Here is a 24,067-nt window from a genome sequence, read left to right on the forward strand (position 1 = left end):
TGCGCACAGTGCGCAACACCGCGGTGCGCCCCCGCGAACGCCGGCTAACAGGCGTGGCAGTAGGCGAACAGGATTTTTGGTTTGGCTGTACCTGCGCGATTTACGCGCAGTTTGGGGGGAGAATGAGACTGATCAGTGCGCGTCAGGCGTGGCATGACTGCATGTACCAGGGCGGCATCACGATGCTGGAGAACCTCGTCGACCGCTCGGTTTACGGGCAGGTCCAGTTCTCCGAGTTCGACAACAGCCTCAACCAGATCGCGCACCAGGCGCTGGCCGGCCGGTTCCAAGCGGCCATTGCGTCGTTGCCGGTCGAGCTGCAGTGCTTCGGGCACAACCTGTACGCGCCCGAGGTGAGCACGATCGTATCGAACAACTGGGAGGAGGTTGCTCTGGCGCTGCTGTGGGAGTCGTGGTGGAAGCGCGAGCAGCTGGCCGAGGAGAAACAGCGCGAGGCCTACTGGGTCGCTTCCGGCGTGCTCTACCGATATCGGCGGATGGTGCAGGGCGGAATGGGCAATCCTGATCCGCTGGAGTCGCCCAGGTTGTTCCGCGGCTGGCTGCAGGATCGGCACGGCCTGATCCTCGACCGGCGCAACTGGTCCCGAGAGTGGGGCTGGATCGTGCAGGAGCTGTTCAGGGTGTGCGATATGCTGGACCGACGAGCGCTACAGCCACTGAGTGTCGTTTTACAGTACGAGAACGGAACAAGGAGTGCCGCATAGATGGACGACCAGAACTCTTCGCTGACACGTTACCAGCGCGAGATCAACTTAATACGTGAGGAGCTTGCGAGATTCACGCATGTCTCGGTGATTGAGGCTTTAGTCGCGGGTCTGGCGATGCCCAAGGAGAATCAAAGAGCTGTACTCATGCGAATGCCTTGGGCTCAGTTTTTTCTCTTGAAGCTTGCGTTGACCGGCCCGGGCGGGAAGAGAGTAATCACACAGCCAGTTTTTTCCGATATTGCTACTCGGCTATATAATTTGCAGCATCTGGCGGTCGACTTCAGTAATTCAAATATTATGATAGAAGTCAGGCCGATGTTAATGCAGCAGTCTTGGTATCAGCGATCTGAGCTCGATTTGCTGCGACAGATTCTTCGCCAAAGAATGTTTTTTGCCTCCCGGGGTGGCTGGTATACAAAAGAGTTCGCCAAGATAACAGGCGTATCATTGCGTAATTTCTTCTTGATTACGTTCCTGATTCATTTGCAGTTTCGCACTCATGAGCTCACTGCTTTGCACATAAACCTTGTTTCATTGCTGTTCCATGTATGCCCTGGGATTGCAGTGCAAGAGGTCTTTAACTACTTTCGCTTGATTGGGACGAGAGTTGCAGATCTGCCGGCTTTCTTTGCATCGCACATTCTGAGCGATACCCCTGTGTCAGAGTATTTTCAGGACACGCCTCTCAGGAGCAAGCCTGTGTTTATTGAGGAGAGCAGGCTATTAGCTGTCGATCACACGCTGTTCTTATCTGGAATGGCTGAGTTCGTGCCGGAATTAATGAAAAAAGTACTAAAGAGTGGATTCAAAGATAAGTTCGGGCCGGACTTTCAAAGCTATGTGGGGAGGCTTCTATCGCGGCTGGACGGAGTTCTGCTTGATGATACGGCAGTCAATGCCCTATATCGAGCCAATGGCTGGGCCGGACAAAATGCTGATTTCGTTCTGATTGGAAGTGATACGGTATTGGTGGTTGAATGTAAGGCACTTGAGCCGGGGCCAATTGTTCGATCAAAGGCTGAGCCGGGGACTTTAAATGATCATCTCAAGCAAGATTTTAATAAGGCGCCAGTTCAAATCTCCCGAACCGCGAACCTTATGGCATCGCTGAGTGATTATGCAGGTCATAAATTTTATGGTGTTGTCGTTACGCATTCAGATTTTGGGATGTTTGATGCGGGTTGGGTGTCTGATCTGATTTCGCCCAAGGTTAGGGTCGATATTTCGCGTGATTTTCCTAATAGCGTGATTGAGCTGAATGAAATTATTTACTGTGCCGTTAATGATATTGAAGATATCTGTCGTGCTCATCACTTTGGTAAGTTTGATATGTTTGAAGTGGTGGCGGAGGCAGTTGCAAAGCAGGCGGATGCGAAAACTATGAGCTTCGTCTTTCAACAAGTATTGGCAGGTAGAGTCGCGGGTCTAGGTTATCCTCCATCGGAGATACTTGATGAGTTGGACGATTTGGAAACTCAAATCAATCAGCTCGTCAAGCACAACAGAAAACGATGGGCAAATGACGTAGGTGGTCTTCTGAGGATGCATGAAGTGGTTATTGAGGCGCTAAACACCTTGCCTTCAGACTCTTGACCTCATGTGCCACTTTCGGCACGATATTCCCACTGTCCAAAGCTACGCGCTGAGACAGAAGCACATCGGAAACCCGGCCACTGAGCCGGGTTTTTTTATGGGCGAAACTACGGTCCACAGCCGGGGTGGCCCTTTGGGGGGAACCCGGACGCCCCCAGCCAGCGGTGGGGTGTCACGAAAAACACTGGCAGCCCGCGCAGGCCTTCACCAACGGATACTCGGGTCGGGTGCGAGGTAGATCAGACGAGACCGGTGCAGCAGGGTGCCGGCGTTTGGGATGCCTTCGGCGGACAGCTGGAGAGACAGCACTGGATTGTTAGGGCCTCGCAGAACGCGGGGCATTTGTGTTTCTGGCCTCGTCGGGAGACGCGCCAGGCATCGTCGGGAGACGACGCGTAAACCGCCGGGTTCGCCCGGCACCTATTCATGAGGCCCGCCAAGCGCGGGCTTCTTGCTTTCGCGGAGGTGGCCATGGGCACCAACGCCAGGAGTGCAAAATTGTCCGCCACTCATGATGTCGCAATCGAGGCTGCGAAAGCCGCACCGCCTGTTGCAGTGTCTGGCGCAATGCTGTTTGGCATGACGCCATCGGAATGGATCACGGCGCTTACGCTGTTGTATCTCGTTCTGCAGATAGGCCTGCTGGTCCCGAAGTACTGGGAGAAGCTCCGTAGTTGGAGCAGCGCCAAGTGAGCCGCACCAAGGCGGTAAGCGTCGTCGCCGGCATGATCGCGACTGGCGCTCTGGCTCTGTTCAGCCCCCAGCTGCAGGACTTCCTCGGCCGCTGGGAGGGCGAGGGCCAGAACGTCGCCTACCCGGACAAGCTGGCCGGAGGCCTGCCGACCGTGTGCAAGGGCATCACCAAGCACACCAGCCCCTACCCGGTGGTCGTCGGCGACTACTGGTCCGACGCCCGTTGCGAGGAAGTGGAGCGCATGGTGGTCAGCAAGGGCCAACTGAAGCTCGCCGATTGTCTGCATCGTCCCGTCAGCCAGAACACCTTCGACGCGCTGTCGAGCCACGCCCACAACTTCGGCGTGCCCAGTACCTGCGCGAGCCGCGCTGTCGGGCTGATCAACGCCGGCAGGCTGGCCGAGGGCTGCAAGGCGCTGGCCTGGGCCGAGGATGGCAGGGCGCCCGTGTGGGCCTACGTCACCAACGCCACCGGCAAGGTGTTCGTTCCTGGCCTGCACAGCCGCCGCCGAGCTGAGGCGGAGCTGTGCGTCCGATGAACATCGAACTGCTGCGCGCCCTGGTGCTGGTCGGCCTGGCCGCACTCTGCAGCGCCTTCGGTTGGCAGATGCACGCCTGGAAGGTCGGTTACGACGAGTCCGCGCAGCTGAGGGCCGACCAGGCGCAGGAGAAGCTGGCGCGCCAACTGGTCGCCAAGGTCGCGCAACAGACCGTCGAGGCCATCGGCGGCATCCGCGTCACCAACACCACAATCTACCAGCGCACTCGCCAGGAGATCGTCCGTGAACCGATGGACCCTGATTGCCGCATTCCTGCTAGCTGGATGCGCCAGGTCAATTCCGCCCGTGCCGGCGAGCTACGACCAGAGCCTGCTGGAGCTATGCCCGGAGCTGCAGCCAGTGCCGGTCGCTGACGACGGTACCGCAGACCCTGCCGAGCTGACCCTAGCGGACGTGGCGACTTCGGGCCTGTACCTCGAATGCCAGCGCCGGCATGCCGGCCTCATCGACGCTGTTCTGGGCAGATCAGCAGGTGGTCGGGGCAGCCGGTGATCAACTGCATCGCATGTTCCAGCAGCCACGGGAAGCCGCCGGCCGCGGTGATGATGACCAGTACGAGGCAGGCCGCGAGAGCGAGTTGTTTGTGCATGGTGTTGCTCCTAGTGAGTTGAACACCGGAAGTTTCACCATGCTTCAAGCCGAAAAGGGCTCAATTCGACCCCGTTAGAGGGTACGAACTACCAGATAGAACTATCCGCGCGCCGGGAGGCGCTATGAACATGACCAGACCCCGGATTGATTGGGTCGCGGTCGAGCGCGACTACCGAACAGGCGTCTACAGCAACCGCGAGCTCAGCCGTATGCACGGCGTGTCTGAAGCGGGCGTACGGAAGCGCGCCGCGGACCACAAGTGGGCTCGCGACCTGGCCGCCCAGATTCGCCAGCGCGTGCAGGAGAAGACCAACCGCGCCGCCGCCCAGCAGATTGCGAGCGCCGAGACCGACGCCGAGATCGTCGAGAACGCTGCCCTGGTCGGCGCATCGATCGTGCAGGACCACCAGAAGCTGATCCGCCGAGCCCGAGGCCTGGCCGACAAGCTGATGGAGCTGCTCGAGAAGCAGCTGGAGGCCGGCAAGATCAAGGTGCAGGTGCGTGGAGGCGGGGTAGTAGAGATCGACCTGCCGCTGGACTACGCCGGCAAGACCCTCGGCAACGCCACGACCTCCATGGAGCGCGCCATTCGACTGGAGCGTCAGGCCTACGGGCTGGACGACGAGGGCACCGAGAAGGTCGGCAAGTCCCTGGACGAGCTGCTGGACGAGGTGGCCGAGGAGTGATCGCCCGGGAGCAGCGCGCCGAAATCGTCCGCGAAGGCGAGGAGCTGCTGGAACTGCACCGACTCAAGCAGCTGAAGGGCAAGAAGCTGCTGGTGCGTGCCTTGAACAACAAGTGGTACCGGCTGAATACGCTGTACCGCATCAAGGACAAGGACGGTAAGGTCAGGAGGTTCCGACCGAACGCCGCGCAGCGTCAGCGTTTTATCGACGGCCACTGCCGGGACATCATCTTGAAGGCCCGCCAGTTGGGCTTCACGACGTTTGAGATGATCGACGCCCTGGATGATTGCCTCTGGACGTCCAACTTCAGCGCTGGCTGTATCGCGCACCGCCTGGACAGCGCCAAGGACATCTACCGGAACAAGATCCGGCTGGCCTACGAGAAGCTGGCTCAGGACAGCACCTGGCAGGCTATTTTCAAGTTGATTGGCCTGCGCTTCCCCAAGCCCAAGAGCGACAAGGACCTGGGCTACGTGTTCGACAACGGATCGAGCATTCAGGTATCGACCAGCTACCGCGGCGACACCTTGCAGCGCCTGCATGTGTCGGAGTTCGGGAAGATCTGCCGGAAGTACCCGGACAAGGCCCAGGAGATCGTCACCGGTGCGTTTGAGGCGGTCGGCTTGGGCAATCAGGTCACGCTGGAAAGCACCGCCGAGGGGCGCGAAGGGTACTTCTTCGACTACACCCAGATCGCCCGGGCGCTGCTCGCAAGGGGCAAGAAACCAACCGTCATGGACTGGCAGTTCCACTTCTTCCCGTGGCATCAGGAGTCGGCCTACAAGCTCGACCCGGTGGACGTTGCGGTGCCGCAGTGGATGCGCGAGTACTTCGCCCAACTGGATGCCAAGTTCGGTATCCGGACCAGCGCGGCCCAGCAGGCCTGGTACGCCAAGAAGGCGGAGACCCTGCACGACGACATGAAGCGCGAATACCCGTCCACCCCGGACGAGGCGTTTGCGCAGAGCGTCGAGGGCGCCTACTACGCGCAGCAGATGCTCTGGCTGCGGAAGAACGGCCGGATCACCTCCAAGTGCAAGCTCACGCCTGCGCTGCCAGTGCATACCGCGTGGGACCTCGGCATGAACGACGCGATGTCCATCGTGTTCTTCCAGATCCTGGGGCGCGAGGTGCACATCGTCGATTACCTCGAGGACAGCGGCGAAGGCATCGAGTACTACGCCATCGAGCTGAAGAAGAAGGGCTACATCTACGGCAAGCACTTCGGGCCGCACGACCTGGCCGTCCGCGAGATCGGCACCGGTAAGTCGCGCTACGACGTCGCCCTGAAGCACGGCATCCGCTTCGAGGACCCGGTACCGCGGATCAGCAGCCACGCCGAGGGTATTCAGGCCGTCCGCTCGTTCCTGCCGTTCTGCTGGTTCGCCGAGACCACGCTGGACGACCAGGCAGAAGCACCGGCCGAAACTTCGCGCGGCGGCGTCGACAGGCTGATCGACTGCCTCGACAGCTACCGGAAGGAGTGGGACACCAAGCTTGGCCGGTACAAGGATTACCCGCGCCACGACTGGGCGAGCCACGGCGCCAAGGCCTTCGAGACCATGGCCCGTTGCGGAATCTTCGAGTTCGCCGGCATCACCGGCACGCCGCTGCCGAGCAGCAGCACAAACCACATTCAACAAGGCCAGCAGCAGCGCTGGAAAGCACACACATGAGCCAGATTTACGTCGACGCCAACCAAATCGCCGTGTTCGTCGCCACCAAGGTCTCGCCGTTCGCCGTGCCTTCGACGCGCCTACGGGCGGACGTCGGGGCCGTGCAGATCGAGAAGGTGATGGTGCGCGAGGTTTCCGGCGAGGAGCCTGCCGTCCGCCTGTCCTTCGACATGTCTGGCGGCTTCGGTGTGCAGCTGCTGGTCAAGTTGCGCGAGATCGCTGCCGACCCGGCCGGCTACATGGCCGCTCTGTTCGACAACCTGCATGGCATCCGTCACGCGGCTTGGATGCGCCGGCAGGGTCGCCAGGCCGAGGTGGCCGCTGTCTACGAGGGTATGAAGCATGCGTGACATGGGTCTGCTGGGGTTCACCCCGGCCAGCACGCTCCTTGCCCAGCAGCAGGCCGAGCAGAATCGCCTGGATGATCAGCGCCGTCGGGAGGCCGTTGAGAGCTCCCTGGCTGCGCATATCCGCCGTGGCTTCGAGGCTGCCAAGACTGCCAAGCAGGAGGTAGAGCGCCGCCTGATCGACTGCGGGCAGCGTCAGAAGGGCATCTATCCCGCCGACAAGCTGATGGCGATCCGCGCCCAGGGCGGGAGCGAGCTGTATCCCAAGCTGACCACCACCAAGTGCCGCGCCGCTGGCGCCTGGATTCGCGACATCCTGATGCCCACCAGCGGCCGGCCCTGGGGGCTGGACCCGACGCCGGTTTCCGATATCCCTCCGGAAGTGCTGGAGGCCTTCAAGCAGTCGCTGATGGCACGCATTCAGGGCGACCCGGAGGCTGCGCAGAGTCTCACCAGGGAGACCCTGGAGACGATGCTGCTGGAGGAGGTCGAGAAGCGCGCCCGCGCTGCTGCTGACGCTCATGAGAACGTCATCGCCGACCAACTGGCCGAGGGCGGCTGGGACGAGGCTCTCGAAACCTTCATCGACGATTTCGCGACTTACCCGGTTGCGGTCATGAAGGGGCCAATCCTCAAGCGCGCTGCGGACATGGTGTGGGGGCAGGGCTGGGAGCTGATCGAAACCGAGACCATCAAGCCGCAGTTCGAGCGCGTCAGCCCTTACGACATCTACCCGTCGCCCGACTCGGCCGACGTCGATGACGGCGCGTATCTGATCGAGCGTGTCCGCTTCACCCGTATCGAGCTGAACAAGCTGATCGGCGTGCCGGGGTACTCCGACAGCGCGATTCGCCAGGTGCTGCTGGAGCACGGCCGTGGCGGTCTGCGTGACTGGCTGGCGGTCGATAGCCAGCGTGCTGTGATCGAGGACCGCAGCGGTGACTGGCTCAACAACCACGGCGAGACCATCGAGGGCCTGGTTTACTGGGGCAGCGCGCAGGGCCTGATGCTGCTGCAGTGGGGTATGTCGCCGGAGCAGGTGCCCGACGCGCTGGCGGAATACGAGATCGACGCCATCCTGATCGGCCGGCATGTCATCCGCTGCGTGATCAATCGCAACCCGCTGGGGAAGCGTCCGTACCACAAGGCCAGCTTCCAACTGGTGCCAGGCTCATTCTGGGGGATGGCCATCCCTGAACTCATGAGCGACGTGCAGGACATGTGCTGTGCAACGGCCCGGGCCCAGGCCAACAACATGGCGTTCTCGTCTGGCCCGCAGGTAGAGATCGACGAGGCCCGTCTGCAGCCCGGCGAGAATCCGAACGAGATGTTCCCGCTCAAGCGCTGGCGCACCAAGTCCCATCCAGGCCAAACCACGCCGTCGCCGGCGATTCGCTTCTTTCAGCCGGCCTCAATGGCTGGCGAGCTGATGACCGTGTACAGCGAGTGGGAGCGCCGGGCCGACGATGCCACCAACATCCCGCGCTACATCTACGGCAGCGAGAAGGTCGGCGGCGCGGGCAACACCGCCAGCGGCCTGTCCATGCTCATGGAGTCGGCCAACAAGGGCATCAAGGATGCGATTCGCCATATCGACCGCGGCCTGGTGCGTCGAGTGATCAACGCTCTATGGCTGTTCAACATGCGCTACTCGCCCGATCAGTCGATCAAGGGTGATTGCCGAGTGGTTGCGCGTGGGGCCAGCGCGATGCTGCAGCGCGAGCAGACACAGGCCATGCGGCAGCAGTTCCTGGCGGCCACGGCCAACCCGATGGATATGCAGATCCTGGGCGTGGAGGGCAGGGCGAAGCTGCTCCGTGCCGTCGCTGAGATTCTCGACATGCCTGGCCTGGTGCCGAGCGACGAGGAGATCACCGCACGCATCGCCCAGGAGAATGCCCAGGCCGGCCAGCAGGCGCAGCAAGTCGCGCAGCTGGAGCAGGAGAAAGCCGGTGCCGAGATCGAGGTCAAGCAGGCGCAGGCCGACAAGACCCACGCGGAAACCCAGGAAATTCTCTTTGACCTTGGCGCACGCGCCGCAACCCTGAAAGGAGCAATCAATGGCGCACTCCCTTCCCCTGTATCAGGCGTTAGCGCGCCTGCAGTCGGACAACAATCCGGATTGGCAGATGTTCCTGCAGCTGATCCGCGAACGCAGGGAGTCGGCACGTTCGGACCTTGAAGCCACTCATGGAATTGAATCGATCGCGCGCCTGCAAGGACAGTCGCAGGCGCTGACGCAGCTGCTCAACGATATCGAGCAGGCGCGGGAGAACCTCAAGCGATTCCAGTGATTCACCAGCCCTCACAACAAAGCCCCTTGGATTCGTCCCGGGGGCTTTTTTGTGGGCGCGCTCCCGGCCCTGGCCATGGCCGGAGAACCCGCAACCCCCACTACCTGTGAACCCCGGCAAGTGCCGGCTCACCACCATGGAGAAACGCATGTCCAGCACCAATCTACCCCGCAGCATCCAGGCCCAAGCCGAGGCCGCCACAGCCGCTATTGCCGCACTCAATCAGCCTGAGCAGGCTGGGAACCCCGCTGATGAAGCGGCTCCCGTACAGCCCGCTTCCGCTGAGCCGGCACAGCAGCCGGAACCTTCGGCAACGCAGGAACCTGCCCAACCGGCCGTTGAAACCCGGGACGCCACCTACTGGCAGCACCGCTTCAACGTCATCAATGGCAAGTACACCGCGGAAGTCCCCCAGCTTCAGCGCCAGGTCAGCGAACTCACCAGGGCACTGCAGGACGCCAGGCAGGCGCAGCCTGCTGCAAGCGCTCCGCAGCGTGCCCAAGAGGCTATCGCCGATCTGTCATCGGAAGAGCTGGAGCAATTCGGTCCCGAACTGATCACCGTCATCCAACGCATCGCTGCCAAAGCGGCCGCGCCGGCATCGCCGGCAGACACCGCTGAGCTGACCAGCCTGCGCGAGGAGGTCGGTCAGTACCGGGAAGAGCGGCAGCAGGACGCTACCGCCCGATTCTGGACGGACTTGGGGCAGGCAGTGCCCAACTTCAAAGCGATCAACAGCGACCCGCGCTTCCATGCCTGGCTCGCCGAGATCGACTCGATTACCGGCCAGTCGCGGCAGCAACTGCTGGAGAGTGCGCAGAAGGATCTCAGTGCATACCGCGTGGGCGCGTTGTTCAACGCCTTCACGCAAACCAACCCGGTCGCCGCCCAGCCGGCAGTACCTCAAACGCCTCAAATCCCACCGGAGCAGGTCCAGCCGGCAGCCAGCCGCGTTGCCCCAGACACGGCTCAGCCGTCGTCGCAGCAGCGCATCTGGACGTCTGCCGATATCGGCCAGTTCTACAAGGACAAGGCGCAGGGCAGGTACTCCCCGGCTGACGCGGCGGCACTCGAAGCCGACATCTTCGCCGCCCAAACACAGGGCCGCATCACCGCATAACGCGGCCCAGTAACGCCGGGAGGCGTAACACAGGAGAAACACCATGGCCGGTCCTACCCGTGCTGCAGGTCACCCCAACGTAAGTTCCACCAGCTCTGCCGGTTTCATTCCGGCTATCTGGTCGGGCAAGTTGGTCGAAAAACTTTACTCCGCCACTGTCTTCGGTGAGATCGCAAACACCGACTACGAGGGCGAGATCAAGAGCAAGGGCGACTCGGTGGAAATTCGCACCGTGCCCAACATCGTCATCAAGGACTACGAGATCGGTGGCGGCCTCACCTACGAGAAGCCGACCTCCGACAAGGTGACCCTGCAGATTGACCAGGCGAAGTACTTCGCTTTCGAGGTCAACGATGTCGACGCTTACCAGGCCGACATCAAGCTCATGGACGAGTTTTCCGACGATGGCGGCGAGCAGATGAAGATCGCCATCGATACCAGCCTGCTGGCCAAGCATTATGCCGACGCGCATGCCGAGAACTCGGGCATCAACGCCGGCGCCAAGAGTGGCGGCTTCAACTTGGGCGCCGCGGGTGCTCCGGTGGTCGTCACCAAGGCCACCGTGCTGGATCTGCTGGTCGACTGCGCGACTGTACTGGATGAGCAGAACGTGCCGGAAACCGGCCGCTGGATCATCCTGCCGGCCTGGATGTCCGGCATGCTGAAGAAGTCCGACCTGCGCGACGCGGGCATCATGGGCGATGCCCAGTCGGTGATCCGTAACGGCAAACTGGGCGTGCTGGACCGCTTCACGGTCTACAACAGCAACAACCTGTCGGTGGTGAACGACGTTGCTGCCGGCAACAAGAAGTGCACCCACATCCAGTTCGGCCACAAGAAGGCGCTGACCTTCGCCAGCCAGATGACCCAGATGGAGACCCTGCCCAACCCGCAGGACTTCGGGAAGCTGGTGCGCGGCCTGAACGTCTACGGCTCGAAGTGCATCGATCCGAAGGCGATGGGTCACCTGTACGCAACCAAAGGCTAAGCAGCCCGGGGGCCGCCCCTGGGCGGCTCTCGTTCATCCGGAGAACATCCATGAACGAGCAAGAACTGATCGCCGCAGTGAAAGCTGCGAAGACCAAGGACGAGCTGGAAGCGCTGGTGAAAGCCGAGCTCAGCATTGATCTGGACAAGCGCCGCAAGCTGGAGGATCTGCGCGCTGACGTGCTGTCGGGCCTCGGCGCCGATCTGGATCCCGACGCCGACCAAGAGCAGGACGATGCGCAGCAGCAGGAGCAGCAGGAGCAGCAGGAGCAGCAGGGTGGCAACACCAGCCAGCCGCTGCAACAGCCCTCCGACCTTGGCGGCCAGGGCGAAATCGCGCCCAAGGAGCCAGTCGGGCAACCGGTGGCCGAGGTGCCTGCACCGACGGCTGTACCCGCCGCCGTAGTAGGTGGGCTGCTGCTGGAAACGACTCCCGGAACGCTGGAGGTTCTGCCAGAGCCTCCTGAGCTTGAGGAGGAAGAGGAGGACTGGTTCGACGAGGAGCCGGCACCGGCCAACCGCCTGCTGCGCAACCGCGAGAACGGCCGAGAGTTCGTCTGGACTCCGGAGCTAGCCAAGCTTAGCCACATGGAAGAGGTGTACTAAGCCATGCCAGCCACCGTCGGCCAGGTGCTGAGCAGGGCGCGGCGCGTCCTGCAGGAGAAGGGCGCGGGTATCCGCTGGACGACCCTGGAGCTGCTGGACTGGCTCAACGAGGGGTATCTGGCGGTGCTTGCCCTGCGTCCGGAAGTGGGAGCGGTCACGACCGAATTCCCGTGTGCTTCGGGTACTCGTCAGTCCCTGCCGGCCGGTGCTGTTCGCCTGCTGGACGTCGTAAGGAACACGGCGCCCGGCTCTGGCGGGATGACTGTTATGGGCATTGCGCGGGCTTCCCTGGATGCGGCCCGACGCGGGTGGCATGGAGAGCCAGCCTCGATAACGGTCGAGCACTACATCTACGAGCCAGCAGCCGATCCGCTGCGGTTCTACGTGTATCCGCCTGCGACTGATGCGGTTCGCCTGGAAATCATCTACAGCGTGCCGCCACAGCCGCACGGGGCGGCGCAGGCCTCGGACGGTTCAACGGAGCTGCTCAACTATCCCGACGTCTACGCCCCAGTGCTGGTGGACTACGTGCTGTTCCGCGCCTTCAGCAAGGATGCCGAGCACCAGGCCAACATGGCGCGGGCCAACATGCACCACGGCGCCTTCGTGGTTGCCCTGGGCGGCGCTGTAGCGGAGGCCCCGGTATGAAGATCGCGGACCTGTGTCAGCTCCTGCAGCCGGAGTTCCCGGGCTGCCCTCTGGCCACCCTGCGGGATCAGTTGCGCTGGGCTCAGCGCGAGCTGTGTGCCGAAGGAAATGCCTGGGTGCACACGGATAGTCCGGTTGTCGTGGGTGCACGTTCCGATGAACCGGAGATCGAGGCGGCCCCCGGCGCAGAGATTCTGCGCATCTTCCGGCTCAAGGACGGCGTTCGGGAGCTTCGCGCGGGCATCGACTATTGGCAGCCAACTGCCGCCACTGTCGCCTTTCACGTCTCGCCGGCCGCTGACGAACTGGATGGGGGCATTGTCTGCCGACCTGCGTTGGGGCGTGACATGCCGGCCGCGCTGTTGGCCCGCTGGAGTGAGGCAGTCCTGCACGGTGCGCGCTATCAGCTCTTCCTCATGCCCCAACCATGGCGCGACCCGGCCATGGCCGACTTCTACAGCATGAAGTTCCTTTCTGCTCAAGCCGAAGCGAGGCACCTCGCCACGGCTGGGCATCAGCGTGGAAGCCTGCAGATGCAGGTCCCGCGCTTCGTCTGACCGCGTTACCCAATCCAATCCAGCCCGGGAGGGCCGATTATGTCTGCTGCATCGAACTTTCTTGAATCCTCTCTGCTCGAGCATTTCCGTGGCACTCAGCTACCAATGCCTTCCGGCTTCTATGTGGCGCTGCACACTGCAGACCCGACCGACGCTGCGCTGCCGAACGAAGTAGGCGTGGTCGCCTGGCCGGCCTATGTCCGCCAGACCGTTGGCACCCCGCTGTCCTCCGCGTGGACCGCATCCGCGGACGAGGCTGGCGGCGGCAAGCAGATCACCAACGCCAACACGCTGAACTTCCCGGCGAACAATGGCGCGGCAACGGTGCAGGTTACCCACTTCAGCATTTGGGATGCCCCAACTGGCGGCAACATGTGGGCGCATGCACCGCTGACCGCCCCGAAGAACATCGACCCAACCGATATCTTCTCGGCGATTCCGGGCGCCCTGCGCCTGATCTCCCGCTAAGGGGTAGCCCGTGCGCCTGAACGGTTCTGCACTCAATCGACGCCGGCTGAATGGGGGCAGGCGCCTGCCTGTCCTTGGTTCGGGTCAGGCAGTCGCCCAGGTGCTCACCAGCCTTGCTGCGACGCGAGTCGTGCATGGTGCCGGTGATTCCGCGGTGCGTCTGCAGGGTGAGTTCCTTGCGAGTGCGATCCGCCATGCCGATGGCCAATGGGAGCACTCGCTGGGAGCTGAGCTTGCGCAGACCGTTGTCCGGAACGGGGTCGGGCACGCGGTGCTCGAGGTCGGAGCGGATCTGTACTACTCCCGGGTAGTGCAGGGCTTCGGTGCGGCTCTGATCGAGCTGGAGCTGCAAGGGCACGTCGGCGTCGTCTTTATCGAGGGCAGCGCCGTTATCCGACCGATGCAGGTTGAGTTGGACGGCGCCAAGCGTGTGGTCGGCAGCGGTACGGCGCAGACGGGGCTGCAGGGACGTCTAGCTGCATCTGCAATTCGCCGGGTCACTGCCGCCGCTGCACCGATCCGGATGGAGGGCGGCCTGGAAGCCTCCCATATCGATGCCGGCGGGGTGCGGCACATCGGCTTTGCGGGGGCTGCGCCTATCGCCCTGATTGCCCAGGACGGCGGCATGATCCGGCAGGCCTTTATCGGCTCGCTGGATTTCGAGCTGCAGGGCGTCGGCCGCGGTTCGCTGATCAAGCCGACGCTGGCTGGTGAGGCAGTAACAACCCTCGGCATGGCTTGCGATTTCCACGTTAAGCGCCGCTTTGAAGGCAGCGCGGCGGTGCGGCTACTGGCGGAAGCTGCCGGGGCCATTCTGGTTCGCGGCGAAGGCAGGGCGGTGCTCTCGCTGCTTGCTCAGGCAACGGGCTACAAGCGCACCTTCCCGCAGTTGGCTGCATCGATCACCAGTATCGACACCGAGCTGGACGGCGCCCGGGTGGCGCTTGGACAGGGTTCTACTCGGATCACATTGGACATGGAGGCCACGGGCGTGCGTCGCCGGCTGATATCCGGGGAGGCCGTTATCGAGGTTCTGGCCGAGTCCGACGCATACCTCAACCCCAATGCTGAAGACCCCGCCGAAGAGACCTTTGCCCGACCTGATGTCGAGCGCGCGTTCTCTCGGCCGGAATCAGTCCGTGAATGGAGACGATGAATGAAGCTTGGGAATTTTCCGAAGCAGCCTGCGGAGCGACTGAGCAAGTCGATTACCTATGCGGATGCGCTGGATGACGGCGACGAGGTATCTGCCGTCATGTCCTGCGTCGTGGACCCGGCTGGCCTGGTGGTGGTGCCAACGCTGGTGAATGGAAGCCGCGTGCGCCTTTGGGTCAGCGAGGGCGAGGACGGTAGCTCCTACAAGATCACCGTGAAGGTCCAGACCGCCGGCGGCGAGATCTTCGAAGACGAATTGACCTGCAAGGTGCGCGACCTATGAAGCAGCTGTACATCAACACTTATGCTTCCGCGCTGGTTGGCGCCATCAATGCCTCGGTCACGGTGCTGGTGGTCGCCAGTGCTGCAGGGATGCCGGTGCTGGCCGCCGGCGAGTTCTTCCTGCTGACACTGGTGGGCTTCGATGCCAACGGCAATGAGGTGCGCTGGGAGATCGTCAAGGTTACCGCTCGCTCGGGCGCCACACTGACCATCGAGCGAAACCAAGAGTTGTCCGGGGCGTATGTCTGGCCGGATGGCACGCTGATCGAAGCGCGCTTCACTGCCGGTACGGCTGCGGAGTTCTTGAAGAGAGGCGATTTCGGGATTGGCTCGCCCGCGCTGGTCAACGGGATGCTTTCGACCCTGAACGATCTAACCCTGTCCGCTGGGCTCTATGGCTACGGGGGAAGCACGCCAGGTGCCCCGAATGGTCTGCCAGGCATCGTGCAGGTGCTCCCGTACAGTTCAGCCGCGGTGCGGCAGATCGCGCGGCCGGTATCGGGCTCCAGCGATGTGGTTAGCGTATTTGAGCGGCAGCTGCGTGCTGGGCCGGTTTATGGAGACTGGGCATTCGGGCACACCTCGGCGAGCCAGTTTTCATTGGGCGCAACGAAGGTGACCGCCCTTGAGGCGCTAGGAATCTCTGATCTACCGGCTCGAGTTGAGGCACTTGAGAGCTCATCAGGCGGCGCTGGCCAGGAGGTAACCAATCTTGGGGCAGTGGCGACGAGTGCAGCTCAAACCGTAGAGCTCAACATCGGTGAAGGGCGGTTCTTCTCAGCGTCGATGGACGCAGCCAATGCGACTGGCGCACTGACCCTCAACTTTACCAGCGTGCCAGTCAGCGCCACTGAGGTGACTACTTGGCACGTTGAGCTGTTGCGAGGTGGCCGGAAGACAGTTGCGTTTCAGCTTGACGGCGCAGCACTGACGCCAGTCTGGAGCGGTGGCGGCGCTCCTACGCTCAACAACGCGACAGGCTCGCGCGACTTGCTGATGTTCTATCGCATGCCTGGCCGGAGCTCCATCTACGCGATGCTTGTCGACTCTGGGGTGGCCTAATGCTTAGTCGAGTGTTCTTCAGGCCAAAGCCTCTTGGCATGACGGTCGGATCCGTAGACTCGGCACGAGGGTTTGGCGTTACTGGCACCGTCGATGCCACTGGCACGCTATACACAAACTTCGCTGTGCCCTGGCCTGGTCGATGGTCGATCGAGCAGGTGGGTGGCGGCGGTGGCGGCGGTGGCATGGACCCCTTCTACTACCTGAACTCAGGTGCAGCGGGGATGCGGTCCGAATATACGCAGGCGTTTGTCACGCTCGGCCAGCGGCTGATGAGTGTCCGCATTGGTGCCGGTGGCGCTCCGGGTAACAAGTCGGCGTCACCGACATCGGGACAGTCAGGCAATACGTCCTACTACCAAGCGCCGGCAATCGTTCACAGCGGTCAAGGCTTCGGTGGCTTGCCTGGCGGCAACGGGAACACTCGAAATCCGGTACCAGTGGCGTCCGCATGGCCATACGGCACGTCTAACGCTGGCCGTGGTGGGCAAGGCGCTACCGACACACAGATCGCTCTTGCCGGCCAGTCCGGCGCCGTCCGACTTAAACTTGCAGGGTAAAAGCAGATGGAAATAGCAAATCTATTGACCGGCTCCGTTCTGCCTGAGCATGAGTTCCGGGCTGAGCATGGACACCTGATACTCCCACCTGACCTACCGGCAGATGCGCTCGCAGAGTTGGGTTATGCCGTGGTCGAGTGGGATGCTCAACCGGTTCTGCAGCCTGGTGAACAGTTGGTGCCTGGTGAACTGATGATCGATGGCGGTCGGGCGGCACGCGGCTGGTCCGTAATCCCGGCACCGGAAGCATTCTGGCCCGCGGCTATCGCAGCCAAGCGCTATGAAGTGGAGATAAGTGGCATCGAGGTCGCGGGCATGCACGTCGATACCGACGACCGTAGCAAGACGCTCATTGCCGGCGCTGCTCTCGAAACACTGGTCGACCCTGCCTATGTGATGCAATGGAAGACCGCGGGCGGGTTCATCGAACTTGCGGCCCCGCAGATCATGGCCGTCGCCCGAGCGGTGCGTGCTCATGTGCAGGCGTGCTTTGACCGCGAGGCTACGCTGCTCGGCGAGCTTGCCGAGGGTACATTCGAGCCTTCGATGCTCGACGCGGGGTGGCCATGAAGATCGCCCTGGCCGCATTCCGCGGCGAGCTGCCCATTGTTGATCCGCGCCTGCTGCCTGAGCAGAACGCCACGTCCTCGCGCAACCTGACGCTGAAGCATGGCACCCTGAAGCCGCAGAACGCCTTGGGTACCGTCGCAGGACTGCCACTCATGGTGAGCCCGAGCAGCTTGTTTCTGTATCCGGAGGGCAACAACGGCAAGGGTTTTTGGTTTGCCTGGGGTAACAACAAGATCGTGCATGCCGTGAAGTCGCCGCTCGCCGACGACGACTGGCACCGGGTGTACTGGACCGGCGACGGTCCGCCCAAGATGGGCGATCTGAGCATGGTTACTCAGGGCTCCGGCCCGTATCCGAGCGCCTCGCTTCGCCTGGGTGTGCCGTCGCCGAATGGCGGTACCTTCGTCAGCACACCGAACGACCGGGTAGGCAGCGACCAGTACCCGCTTACCGCCGTGCAGGCGGTTTACGTCACCACGCTGGTCAGCCGATTTGGCGAGGAGGGGCCGCCGTCCGATCCTAGCGACCCGGTTTTGCGCTGGGACATGGTGAGCAACGCGCCGGCCGGCGGTGGAGTGCAAGTCAACCTGCCGAATCTGCCAGCAGGTGCGCACAACATCACGACCAAGCGCCTGTACCGTGCCGAGGCGGGAACCTACATGCTGGTGGCGGAGCTGCCGGCGGCCATCGGCTCCTACTTCGATGTGGTGCCCAGTGCCAGTCTCAGCGTGGCGCTTGAGTCGCTGGAGTGGGACATGCCCGACGATAGGATGGTCGGTCTGACTTCCCTGCCTGGCGGGTTCCTGGCGGGGCACTTCGAGAACACGCTGTGCTTCAGCGAGAGCTACCGCCCGCACGCCTGGCCGGTTTCGTATCAGTTGGCCTTCTCCGACGACATCATGGGCGTGGTCAGCACCACGGCCGGCCTGGTGGTGGCGACCCGTGGTCGCCCGCATCTGGTAACTGGCTCCTCGCCGGCGGCGATGGCGGACATGGTGCTGGACGTTGACCAGCCGTGCGTCTCGCGGCGGTCACTGGTCGATATGGGTGATTTCGCCATCTACGCCTCGCACAGCGGCCTGGTGGCCGTTGGTGGGCGAGAGGCCGAGGTCATTACCGCGCAGGCGATGTCGCGCGAGCAGTGGCAGGCGCTCAACCCTGCCAGCATCCACGCTTACCGCTACGACGGCCGCTATATCGCGTTCTATCTGGTGGGTGGCATCTACGGTGCCTTCGCGTTCACCCCGGCCGACGGCTTCGAGTTCTACGACCTGATGGCCAGCGGCGGCTACTACGACCTGCTGAATGACCGCCTGTGCATGATCAGCGAGCGGGTGGTTAAGGCCTGGGGCGCCGGTCTGCCAATGTCGATGATCTGGCGCTCGAAGACATTCGAGTTCCCACCAGGTGGATCTTTCACCTGCGCCAAGGTGATTGCCCGAAGCTACCCGGTCGAGTTCCGCCTGCTGGCAGAAGGCGAGGTGGTGGCCATGATGCAGATCGAGGACCGGCAGTTGTTCCGCCTGCCGGCCGGCTACGCACACGTCCGTGAGTGGGCGGTAGAGGTGCGGGGTACCAACGAAGTGTTCTCGGTGCAGGTGGCCACGTCGCCATCTGAGCTGATGTGAGGTGAGTATGCAGGCAACGAACCGCAGGCGGACTCTGCCGCCGCTATCGCCAAAGGTGCCGAGCGAAATGCGGCCTCTATTCCAGGCGATTATGGAGATCATCGAAACCGGTGAAGGCTCGCGCGGCGATAGCCTGGACCGCAAGCTTACCTACCGCGACTTGGTGAGCAACGGGATGATCAAACTCCGTGTCCCGGGCAACCCTGACGGTGGAATCGACATCATCGTGCCGGACACGCCGCCAGACATGACAGTGCCGCCGAAGCCCACCGGCTTCAGCGCTCAGGGCTCGTTCTTCGGCATGATCAACCTGTCGTGGGATATGCCGCACGGGACATATGGCAATCACGGCTACACGAACATCTATCGCTCCGAGACCGACAACTTCGGCCAGGCGATACTGATCGGCCAGGAGGGGGCAGGCGGTTTCTACACCGACGTCGTGCGGCAGGATGCGCCGGCACCAATCAACCCCGACGAACCGAGCGAGCCTGTGCCGCTGAAGGGGTATTACTACTGGATCACCTTCGTGTCGGAGTCGGACGTCGAGGGGCCGCTCAACTCCAGCGCTGGCACATACGCCATACCATTGCCCGATGCTCGGTACCTGCTGGAACAGTTGTCCGGCCAGCTTGGCGAGTCTGAGCTGGAACAGGCGCTCCGTGATCGCCTGGAAGGGATCGAGTGGAGCCAGACAGCCATCGAGGAGCAGAGCAAGGTAGTACAGGGGCTCTCCGCCCAGTACACGCTCAAGCTCAACGTAAACGGGTACATCAGCGGCTTCGGCGCCTACAACAACGGATCGGTGGCGGATTTCGCCATCCTGGCTGATCGTTTCTGGATCGCTCGCCCTGGTGTGCCTTCCTCGGCCGTAAAGCCTTTCATGGTGGTCAATGGCAAGGTCTACATCGACAGCGCGTTCATCCGTGAGGCCTCGATTCAGGAGGGCCAGCTGGGGCCGATCACCTTCGGCAAGATCTTCGACAAAGCAGGGCTCCCAGTCACCAGCGTTGCCGGCAAGCTGAAGGCCGACTACATCGAAGTGGACGAGCTGTTCGCCGCCTACCTCAATGCCAAGAAGGCGTTCATCGACACCGCGCACATCAAGGATGCGACCATTGATCGCGCCCACATCAAGGACCTGGCTGTCGACACGCTGAAGATCGCAGACGAAGCGGTGCTGATTCCGCGTGCGGCGAACGGCTTCTACTTCGCCCAGATCACCATGGTTTCCCCGGTGATCACCAAGGTCGTGATGATTGGCACGTTCGCCCAGGGCCTGGGCCGGCAGTCCAAGCCGGTCAGCCTGTACATGATCGCCCCGTCGGGCGAGACCGTCATTGTGGCCACCGAGACACCGATTCAGGCGACTACAGGAGCGATGGCGGTGGTGGTGCAGATCCCGGCGAATCAGGAGTACACATTCAAGATCGGGGCGCACGAACACGTCGGCGATATGCGCTGCGCGATCACCGTGCTTGGAGTGAAGCGATGATCAACTATGTGATGGCGGACGCTGCCGGGCTGGTGGTGATGACCGGCGCCTGCACGGACGAAGAGCTGAAGATGCAACGTGCACCGCAGGGAATGCGCCTGGTACAGGGTACCGGGCGTCTCGGTCTGGACTATGTGCAGGGCGAGCGTGTGATGCCCAGGCCGGCGCTGCCGGCACGCATCGATGGCAGCGTGCTGCGGGGCGTTCCGGCCGGTGCGTTGATCACGATCGACACCAGCACCTACACCGCAGACGGGACCGATATCCGCCTGGTGTTCGACCTACCGGGCACCTACACCATTCGGGTCCAGCACCCGCCGTATCTAGACTGGGAGGGCATAGCCATTGGAGCTTAGGCACCGAGCGAACTACCGGGAGCGACGGGAACAGGAGTACCCCGATATCAGTGATCAGTTGGACGCGCTATGGCATGCGATGGACAGCGGCCAGACGGCTAAGGCCGAGCCGTTCTACAGCATGATCAAGACCGTGAAAGACCGGTTTCCCAAGCCGCAGTAGGCGGTAAACTACACACAGCCATCACTGTCGGGAGACAACGATGCCACGCCCAAATGAGCGCGAGTTTCTGCATCGAGTGCTGCAGGATCAGGCCGCGCCGATCCACTTCTGCGAGACCCTGTTTCGCATTTCTCAGACCCTGGACGATCTGGTCGACCGGGATCGCCCTGTAACTGACGACGCGATTTACGAAGCCTTCTGGCAGGCGATGATCGAGCTGCCGGCCAATCCCTTCTATCGGGCCAACGATCTGTATCTGCGACCTCTGATGGCCGGTGCCCTTCAGGACTGGCGCGACAGCGTGCGCCTTGAGCGTGCCGGCGATCACCACGGCCAGAGTCTGGCGTTCGTGCTGCGTGATCAGCTTACGAGCCTGGTGGTGCAGTGCACCTATCTGGTGGGCGGCAGCGCCTGGATGCAGCAGGTCAGTGAAGAGGTGCGCCGGCACTTCCACGAAGACACGCTGCAGGAGTACATCGACGACCTGGGCGCAGGGAGGGTTTCGGCATGAGCGGCGGCGGAGGCGGTGACAACAAGGTAAAGGACACGCCAGAGCAGAAGATGGCGGCTCAGGTCGCGGCTGAGAAATGGAACTTTGCCCAGCAGCAGCTCGCGCCGCTGGAAGACGTTTACATGAAGCGCGTGGAGGACATGGATTCCGCCGGCCGCATGAGCTACCTGGCGGGGCGGGTTAATCAGGAGACGATGGCGGAGCAGAGTGAGCTCGGCCAGCAGGTGGGTCTGCAGCTCGGCCAGGCAGGCGTCGATCCGTCGAGCGGGCGTTACCAGGGCACCATGGGCGACTTGACCCAATCGGTAGCACAGGGCGGCGGGGAAACCCTCGGCCGCGCTCAGTTCGAGCAGACATCGCAGAAGGTCCAAGGCCTGCAGAACATCATGGCCATGGGGGCAGGCGAGTCCACCAAGGCGCAGGCGGGTCTCAGCGATCTGGCAAGCACTGCGGCGGCTGACGCCCGCAGCAACTCGGTCACATCGTTCAACCGGAAGCAGGCCAACCTGCAGCTGCTCGGCGCGGCTGCTGGTGCGGCGACGAACTACGGCCTTGGCCAGATGAAGGCCAGCACCCCGGCAGCACCAAACATGCAGGGGCAGAGCCAGGGGCTCTATAACAACTCCGCATTCGTGAGGAACATGTAATGAGCAGCATGTTCCTCGACGAGAACAATCAGGCCAAGCCGCTGGTGACACAGCCGTCTACCGCGCCGTCCTCCGACCCGCTCTACGTCAACCCGAACGAAGTGAACTCGGGCGACCAGGGTGCTTCGCGGGTTCTCGGTCGCCTGTACCGGGCGCAGTGGGAGGACTGGAAAACCCGGTACCAGCCCTATGTCGAGCGCCTGGCAGCGCTGTCGACTGACACCGGGTTCGCCGCCCGGCAAGGACAGATGGCGAGCACGGCGATGCAGACCACCTACGACAACACGGCCAAGGGCCTGCAGCTTCAGCAGCAGAGCCTGGGCGCGAACGTCAGCCCGGCACAGCGTGCCGCCCAGAATCGGAAGATGAGCGTCGGCCGCGCTGCTGACTCTGCGGGCGCATTCAACGCGGCCCAGATCTCCGCGCGCGATCTGCAGGACCAGATCCTCGCTGGCGGCATGGGCCTTAAGAATGTTCCGAACACCGGCCAGCTATCGACCCAGGGAGGTTAAGTCATGTCCTACGGACTGTTGGGTATGAAGAATCAGATGCAGGACGAGGCGCTGCAGGGAATGCAGGACCTGGCCCGCCAGCAGCAGGAGGCCGAGGCGCTCGCCGAGCAGCAGAAGCAACAGCAGGAGTCGCAGCGCCGACAGGCCCAGGTCGGTATGACCGCGACGGGCGCAATGGCTGGTGCTTCCATCGGGGCGAGCTACGGCACAGCGGGCGGTCCCTGGGGCGCCGCCATCGGCGCGGCTGTCGGCTTGATCGCCGGATCGTTCATGTAACTGCGCCACAGGCGCGCATATTGCCGGGAGGCAACATGGCAGGACTTGATACACGCGGGGCCTGGGACGGCTTCCGGGAAGGCTTCCAGCTGATGGACAACTACAACGCCCGCCAGGCGGCGCAGGAAGACCGGGACCGGCAGATCGATCTGCAGGACCGCGGTCTGGAAATGCGGGACCGGGAAATGGTGGCGCATCGAGAGCTGGCGGAGCGCCGCTTTGGCCTGGACGAGCAGCAGATGGGGCTGCAGGAAAAGCGATTCGATCGGCAAACGCAGATGGACGAGCGCCGCCTGCAACAGCAGGACCGCCAGTTCGAGCGGCAGATGCGTTCCGATGATCGCCGCTTTGGCCTGCAGGAGCGAGAGCTGGGCATGCGGGTGCAGGAGCGCAACAAGGATCAGGACATGCAGATCCTGCGCGCCGGATACGCCAAGATCGCCGAAGGCATGGAGCTTGGCGAAGAGGAGATTGCGGCGTTCAAGCGAAATCCTTGGTTGGCACCAAACCACATTGCCGACCCGCGGATGGACGCCGCAGTTGCTCAGGCGGCCAAGGTGTTCGATCCGAATGACCCAGCGGACGCCAATGACCCAGCGTCACTGGAGGCGATGAACTTCATGTTCGATCCGTACCTTCAGCGCGGGGAGGGCGGCAAGAAGCGGATTGTTGGCGTGTACCCAGGGCAGCAGGAGGGCACAGTCGCTTTCGAACTGGAGGTCACTCGGGAGGATGGCCAGAGCTACCGCGCCCCTATGACTAAAAATCGCAGCACAGCCGAGGACGATGAAGTGCTGCAGGTTCCCATTGAGGATTTGGTCAACCGCGTTGCGGCGAACAAAACATTGTCAGGGGTCCTGCGTAGCTCAGGCACAAAGGAGAAGGCTTTGGCCTTTGGGCGGCATATGGGCCTGATCGATCAGTTCAACGAGAAGGGTGCGCCGGCGATGGTGCAAACGGCTAAGTACTTGCTGGAGAGTGGAGCTGCCGGTAGCCCACAAGAAGCGTGGAATATGGCGAGCGGGGCCAAGAGCAAGAGCCGCCAGGACTTCGCCCTGGACTATGCGAAGATGATTTCCAGCAGCCAGGACCCAATGGCCGAAAACCCGGTATCTGCTGATGCTGCGTTCCAGGCAGGCCTAGACATGTACGACCGCCTCAATGGTGGCCAGCAGCAGGCTCCCAGCAACGCCACCGCGCCCGCCAAAGGTGGCGAGCAGGGATCGGATGCTGACAGCGAGATTCGCGAAATGGGGCTCTGGTAAGCCCTGACCACATCACTGCCGGGAGGCATCG

The 24,067-nt window shown here is 62.5% G+C and carries 29 protein-coding genes; 28 read left to right on the top strand and 1 reads right to left on the bottom strand.

Going from position 1 to position 24,067, the window contains the following annotated elements:
- Positions 1-122: 122 nt before the first annotated feature.
- The 5 genes from IB234_RS15225 (at position 123) to IB234_RS15245 (ending at position 3,927) form a co-directional block, all read left to right on the top strand.
- Positions 123-725, top strand: coding sequence for a hypothetical protein (locus IB234_RS15225; protein ID WP_192319341.1), 603 nt, complete (start codon positions 123-125; stop codon positions 723-725).
- Entirely contained in the window at positions 726-2,321 is a 1,596-nt protein-coding gene (locus tag IB234_RS15230; RefSeq protein WP_192319343.1) for a hypothetical protein, read from the top strand.
- 471 nt (positions 2,322-2,792) lie between these two features.
- The gene (locus IB234_RS15235; protein ID WP_192319345.1) at positions 2,793-3,014 is read left to right on the top strand and encodes a hypothetical protein; all 222 of its coding nucleotides are present in this window, start codon (positions 2,793-2,795) and stop codon (positions 3,012-3,014) included.
- A gap of 32 nt (positions 3,015-3,046) precedes the next feature.
- Positions 3,047-3,553 carry a lysozyme gene (locus IB234_RS15240; protein WP_192320050.1) on the top strand — a complete coding sequence of 169 codons (507 nt, stop codon included), beginning with the start codon at positions 3,047-3,049 and terminating at the stop codon, positions 3,551-3,553.
- Positions 3,550-3,927 carry a hypothetical protein gene (locus IB234_RS15245; protein WP_192319347.1) on the top strand — a complete coding sequence of 126 codons (378 nt, stop codon included), beginning with the start codon at positions 3,550-3,552 and terminating at the stop codon, positions 3,925-3,927. Before IB234_RS15240 ends, IB234_RS15245 begins: the two co-directional genes overlap by 4 nt.
- A gap of 89 nt (positions 3,928-4,016) precedes the next feature.
- Here IB234_RS15245 and IB234_RS15250 read toward each other — a convergent pair whose 3' ends face one another.
- Entirely contained in the window at positions 4,017-4,163 is a 147-nt protein-coding gene (locus IB234_RS15250; protein WP_192319349.1) for a hypothetical protein, read from the bottom strand.
- A gap of 130 nt (positions 4,164-4,293) precedes the next feature.
- Between IB234_RS15250 and IB234_RS15255 the strand changes: the two genes are divergently transcribed.
- The 23 genes from IB234_RS15255 (at position 4,294) to IB234_RS15365 (ending at position 24,036) form a co-directional block, all read left to right on the top strand.
- A complete protein-coding gene (locus IB234_RS15255; RefSeq protein WP_192319351.1) occupies positions 4,294-4,851 on the top strand; it encodes a hypothetical protein in 558 nt (185 codons plus the stop codon).
- Positions 4,848-6,527, top strand: a complete 1,680-nt coding sequence (locus tag IB234_RS15260) for a terminase (RefSeq protein ID WP_318652027.1) — start codon at positions 4,848-4,850, stop codon at positions 6,525-6,527. The genes IB234_RS15255 and IB234_RS15260 overlap by 4 nt, the downstream gene beginning before the upstream one ends.
- Positions 6,524-6,877: a hypothetical protein gene (locus IB234_RS15265; RefSeq protein ID WP_192319353.1), complete on the top strand. Its 354-nt coding sequence runs from the start codon at positions 6,524-6,526 to the stop codon at positions 6,875-6,877. Before IB234_RS15260 ends, IB234_RS15265 begins: the two co-directional genes overlap by 4 nt.
- A complete protein-coding gene (locus tag IB234_RS15270; RefSeq protein ID WP_192319355.1) occupies positions 6,870-9,056 on the top strand; it encodes a hypothetical protein in 2,187 nt (728 codons plus the stop codon). Before IB234_RS15265 ends, IB234_RS15270 begins: the two co-directional genes overlap by 8 nt.
- Entirely contained in the window at positions 9,004-9,168 is a 165-nt protein-coding gene (locus tag IB234_RS15275; protein WP_192319357.1) for a hypothetical protein, read from the top strand. Before IB234_RS15270 ends, IB234_RS15275 begins: the two co-directional genes overlap by 53 nt.
- 136 nt (positions 9,169-9,304) lie before the next feature.
- Complete coding sequence (locus IB234_RS15280) at positions 9,305-10,288, top strand: hypothetical protein (protein WP_192319359.1); 984 nt, start codon at positions 9,305-9,307, stop codon at positions 10,286-10,288.
- Between the two features lie 43 nt (positions 10,289-10,331).
- Complete coding sequence (locus IB234_RS15285) at positions 10,332-11,276, top strand: hypothetical protein (protein WP_192319361.1); 945 nt, start codon at positions 10,332-10,334, stop codon at positions 11,274-11,276.
- A 50-nt stretch (positions 11,277-11,326) separates the two neighbouring features.
- A complete protein-coding gene (locus tag IB234_RS15290) occupies positions 11,327-11,881 on the top strand; it encodes a hypothetical protein (protein WP_192319363.1) in 555 nt (184 codons plus the stop codon).
- A gap of 3 nt (positions 11,882-11,884) precedes the next feature.
- Complete coding sequence (locus IB234_RS15295; protein WP_192319365.1) at positions 11,885-12,529, top strand: DUF6682 family protein; 645 nt, start codon at positions 11,885-11,887, stop codon at positions 12,527-12,529.
- Entirely contained in the window at positions 12,526-13,086 is a 561-nt protein-coding gene (locus IB234_RS15300) for a hypothetical protein (protein WP_192319368.1), read from the top strand. The genes IB234_RS15295 and IB234_RS15300 overlap by 4 nt, the downstream gene beginning before the upstream one ends.
- Before the next feature lie 39 nt (positions 13,087-13,125).
- Positions 13,126-13,554: a hypothetical protein gene (locus IB234_RS15305; RefSeq protein WP_192319370.1), complete on the top strand. Its 429-nt coding sequence runs from the start codon at positions 13,126-13,128 to the stop codon at positions 13,552-13,554.
- A gap of 10 nt (positions 13,555-13,564) precedes the next feature.
- Positions 13,565-14,710 carry a hypothetical protein gene (locus IB234_RS15310; protein WP_192319372.1) on the top strand — a complete coding sequence of 382 codons (1,146 nt, stop codon included), beginning with the start codon at positions 13,565-13,567 and terminating at the stop codon, positions 14,708-14,710.
- Positions 14,711-14,992 (top strand): hypothetical protein, encoded by a 282-nt coding sequence (locus IB234_RS15315; protein ID WP_192319374.1) that lies wholly within the window; start codon positions 14,711-14,713, stop codon positions 14,990-14,992.
- The gene (locus tag IB234_RS15320) at positions 14,989-16,053 is read left to right on the top strand and encodes a hypothetical protein (RefSeq protein WP_192319376.1); all 1,065 of its coding nucleotides are present in this window, start codon (positions 14,989-14,991) and stop codon (positions 16,051-16,053) included. Before IB234_RS15315 ends, IB234_RS15320 begins: the two co-directional genes overlap by 4 nt.
- Positions 16,054-16,619: 566 nt before the next feature.
- Positions 16,620-17,183, top strand: coding sequence for a DUF4376 domain-containing protein (locus tag IB234_RS15325; protein WP_225580624.1), 564 nt, complete (start codon positions 16,620-16,622; stop codon positions 17,181-17,183).
- The gene (locus IB234_RS15330; protein WP_192319378.1) at positions 17,180-18,811 is read left to right on the top strand and encodes a hypothetical protein; all 1,632 of its coding nucleotides are present in this window, start codon (positions 17,180-17,182) and stop codon (positions 18,809-18,811) included. Before IB234_RS15325 ends, IB234_RS15330 begins: the two co-directional genes overlap by 4 nt.
- 7 nt (positions 18,812-18,818) lie before the next feature.
- The gene (locus IB234_RS15335) at positions 18,819-20,306 is read left to right on the top strand and encodes a DUF1983 domain-containing protein (protein WP_192319380.1); all 1,488 of its coding nucleotides are present in this window, start codon (positions 18,819-18,821) and stop codon (positions 20,304-20,306) included.
- Positions 20,303-20,662 (top strand): hypothetical protein, encoded by a 360-nt coding sequence (locus IB234_RS15340; RefSeq protein WP_192319382.1) that lies wholly within the window; start codon positions 20,303-20,305, stop codon positions 20,660-20,662. The genes IB234_RS15335 and IB234_RS15340 overlap by 4 nt, the downstream gene beginning before the upstream one ends.
- 203 nt (positions 20,663-20,865) lie before the next feature.
- A complete protein-coding gene (locus IB234_RS15345) occupies positions 20,866-21,336 on the top strand; it encodes a hypothetical protein (RefSeq protein WP_192319384.1) in 471 nt (156 codons plus the stop codon).
- Positions 21,333-21,983, top strand: coding sequence for a hypothetical protein (locus IB234_RS15350; RefSeq protein ID WP_192319386.1), 651 nt, complete (start codon positions 21,333-21,335; stop codon positions 21,981-21,983). Before IB234_RS15345 ends, IB234_RS15350 begins: the two co-directional genes overlap by 4 nt.
- Positions 21,983-22,495: a hypothetical protein gene (locus IB234_RS15355; protein WP_192319388.1), complete on the top strand. Its 513-nt coding sequence runs from the start codon at positions 21,983-21,985 to the stop codon at positions 22,493-22,495. Before IB234_RS15350 ends, IB234_RS15355 begins: the two co-directional genes overlap by 1 nt.
- Before the next feature lie 3 nt (positions 22,496-22,498).
- Positions 22,499-22,771 (top strand): glycine zipper family protein, encoded by a 273-nt coding sequence (locus IB234_RS15360; protein ID WP_192319390.1) that lies wholly within the window; start codon positions 22,499-22,501, stop codon positions 22,769-22,771.
- Positions 22,772-22,806: 35 nt separating this feature from the next.
- Positions 22,807-24,036: a hypothetical protein gene (locus IB234_RS15365; protein ID WP_192319392.1), complete on the top strand. Its 1,230-nt coding sequence runs from the start codon at positions 22,807-22,809 to the stop codon at positions 24,034-24,036.
- Positions 24,037-24,067: the final 31 nt, after the last annotated feature.

The sequence above is a fragment of the Pseudomonas sp. PDM16 genome (genome assembly GCF_014851865.1).
Taxonomy (GTDB): domain Bacteria; phylum Pseudomonadota; class Gammaproteobacteria; order Pseudomonadales; family Pseudomonadaceae; genus Aquipseudomonas.

Coding starts and splice junctions, on each gene's coding strand:
- IB234_RS15225 (WP_192319341.1), top strand. CDS start 123: ATGAGACTGATCAGTGCGCGTCAGGCGTGGCATGACTGCATGTACCAG.
- IB234_RS15230 (WP_192319343.1), top strand. CDS start 726: ATGGACGACCAGAACTCTTCGCTGACACGTTACCAGCGCGAGATCAAC.
- IB234_RS15235 (WP_192319345.1), top strand. CDS start 2,793: ATGGGCACCAACGCCAGGAGTGCAAAATTGTCCGCCACTCATGATGTC.
- IB234_RS15240 (WP_192320050.1), top strand. CDS start 3,047: ATGATCGCGACTGGCGCTCTGGCTCTGTTCAGCCCCCAGCTGCAGGAC.
- IB234_RS15245 (WP_192319347.1), top strand. CDS start 3,550: ATGAACATCGAACTGCTGCGCGCCCTGGTGCTGGTCGGCCTGGCCGCA.
- IB234_RS15250 (WP_192319349.1), bottom strand. CDS start 4,163: ATGCACAAACAACTCGCTCTCGCGGCCTGCCTCGTACTGGTCATCATC.
- IB234_RS15255 (WP_192319351.1), top strand. CDS start 4,294: ATGACCAGACCCCGGATTGATTGGGTCGCGGTCGAGCGCGACTACCGA.
- IB234_RS15265 (WP_192319353.1), top strand. CDS start 6,524: ATGAGCCAGATTTACGTCGACGCCAACCAAATCGCCGTGTTCGTCGCC.
- IB234_RS15270 (WP_192319355.1), top strand. CDS start 6,870: ATGCGTGACATGGGTCTGCTGGGGTTCACCCCGGCCAGCACGCTCCTT.
- IB234_RS15275 (WP_192319357.1), top strand. CDS start 9,004: ATGTTCCTGCAGCTGATCCGCGAACGCAGGGAGTCGGCACGTTCGGAC.
- IB234_RS15280 (WP_192319359.1), top strand. CDS start 9,305: ATGGAGAAACGCATGTCCAGCACCAATCTACCCCGCAGCATCCAGGCC.
- IB234_RS15285 (WP_192319361.1), top strand. CDS start 10,332: ATGGCCGGTCCTACCCGTGCTGCAGGTCACCCCAACGTAAGTTCCACC.
- IB234_RS15290 (WP_192319363.1), top strand. CDS start 11,327: ATGAACGAGCAAGAACTGATCGCCGCAGTGAAAGCTGCGAAGACCAAG.
- IB234_RS15295 (WP_192319365.1), top strand. CDS start 11,885: ATGCCAGCCACCGTCGGCCAGGTGCTGAGCAGGGCGCGGCGCGTCCTG.
- IB234_RS15300 (WP_192319368.1), top strand. CDS start 12,526: ATGAAGATCGCGGACCTGTGTCAGCTCCTGCAGCCGGAGTTCCCGGGC.
- IB234_RS15305 (WP_192319370.1), top strand. CDS start 13,126: ATGTCTGCTGCATCGAACTTTCTTGAATCCTCTCTGCTCGAGCATTTC.
- IB234_RS15315 (WP_192319374.1), top strand. CDS start 14,711: ATGAAGCTTGGGAATTTTCCGAAGCAGCCTGCGGAGCGACTGAGCAAG.
- IB234_RS15320 (WP_192319376.1), top strand. CDS start 14,989: ATGAAGCAGCTGTACATCAACACTTATGCTTCCGCGCTGGTTGGCGCC.
- IB234_RS15325 (WP_225580624.1), top strand. CDS start 16,620: ATGGAAATAGCAAATCTATTGACCGGCTCCGTTCTGCCTGAGCATGAG.
- IB234_RS15330 (WP_192319378.1), top strand. CDS start 17,180: ATGAAGATCGCCCTGGCCGCATTCCGCGGCGAGCTGCCCATTGTTGAT.
- IB234_RS15335 (WP_192319380.1), top strand. CDS start 18,819: ATGCAGGCAACGAACCGCAGGCGGACTCTGCCGCCGCTATCGCCAAAG.
- IB234_RS15340 (WP_192319382.1), top strand. CDS start 20,303: ATGATCAACTATGTGATGGCGGACGCTGCCGGGCTGGTGGTGATGACC.
- IB234_RS15345 (WP_192319384.1), top strand. CDS start 20,866: ATGCCACGCCCAAATGAGCGCGAGTTTCTGCATCGAGTGCTGCAGGAT.
- IB234_RS15350 (WP_192319386.1), top strand. CDS start 21,333: ATGAGCGGCGGCGGAGGCGGTGACAACAAGGTAAAGGACACGCCAGAG.
- IB234_RS15355 (WP_192319388.1), top strand. CDS start 21,983: ATGAGCAGCATGTTCCTCGACGAGAACAATCAGGCCAAGCCGCTGGTG.
- IB234_RS15360 (WP_192319390.1), top strand. CDS start 22,499: ATGTCCTACGGACTGTTGGGTATGAAGAATCAGATGCAGGACGAGGCG.
- IB234_RS15365 (WP_192319392.1), top strand. CDS start 22,807: ATGGCAGGACTTGATACACGCGGGGCCTGGGACGGCTTCCGGGAAGGC.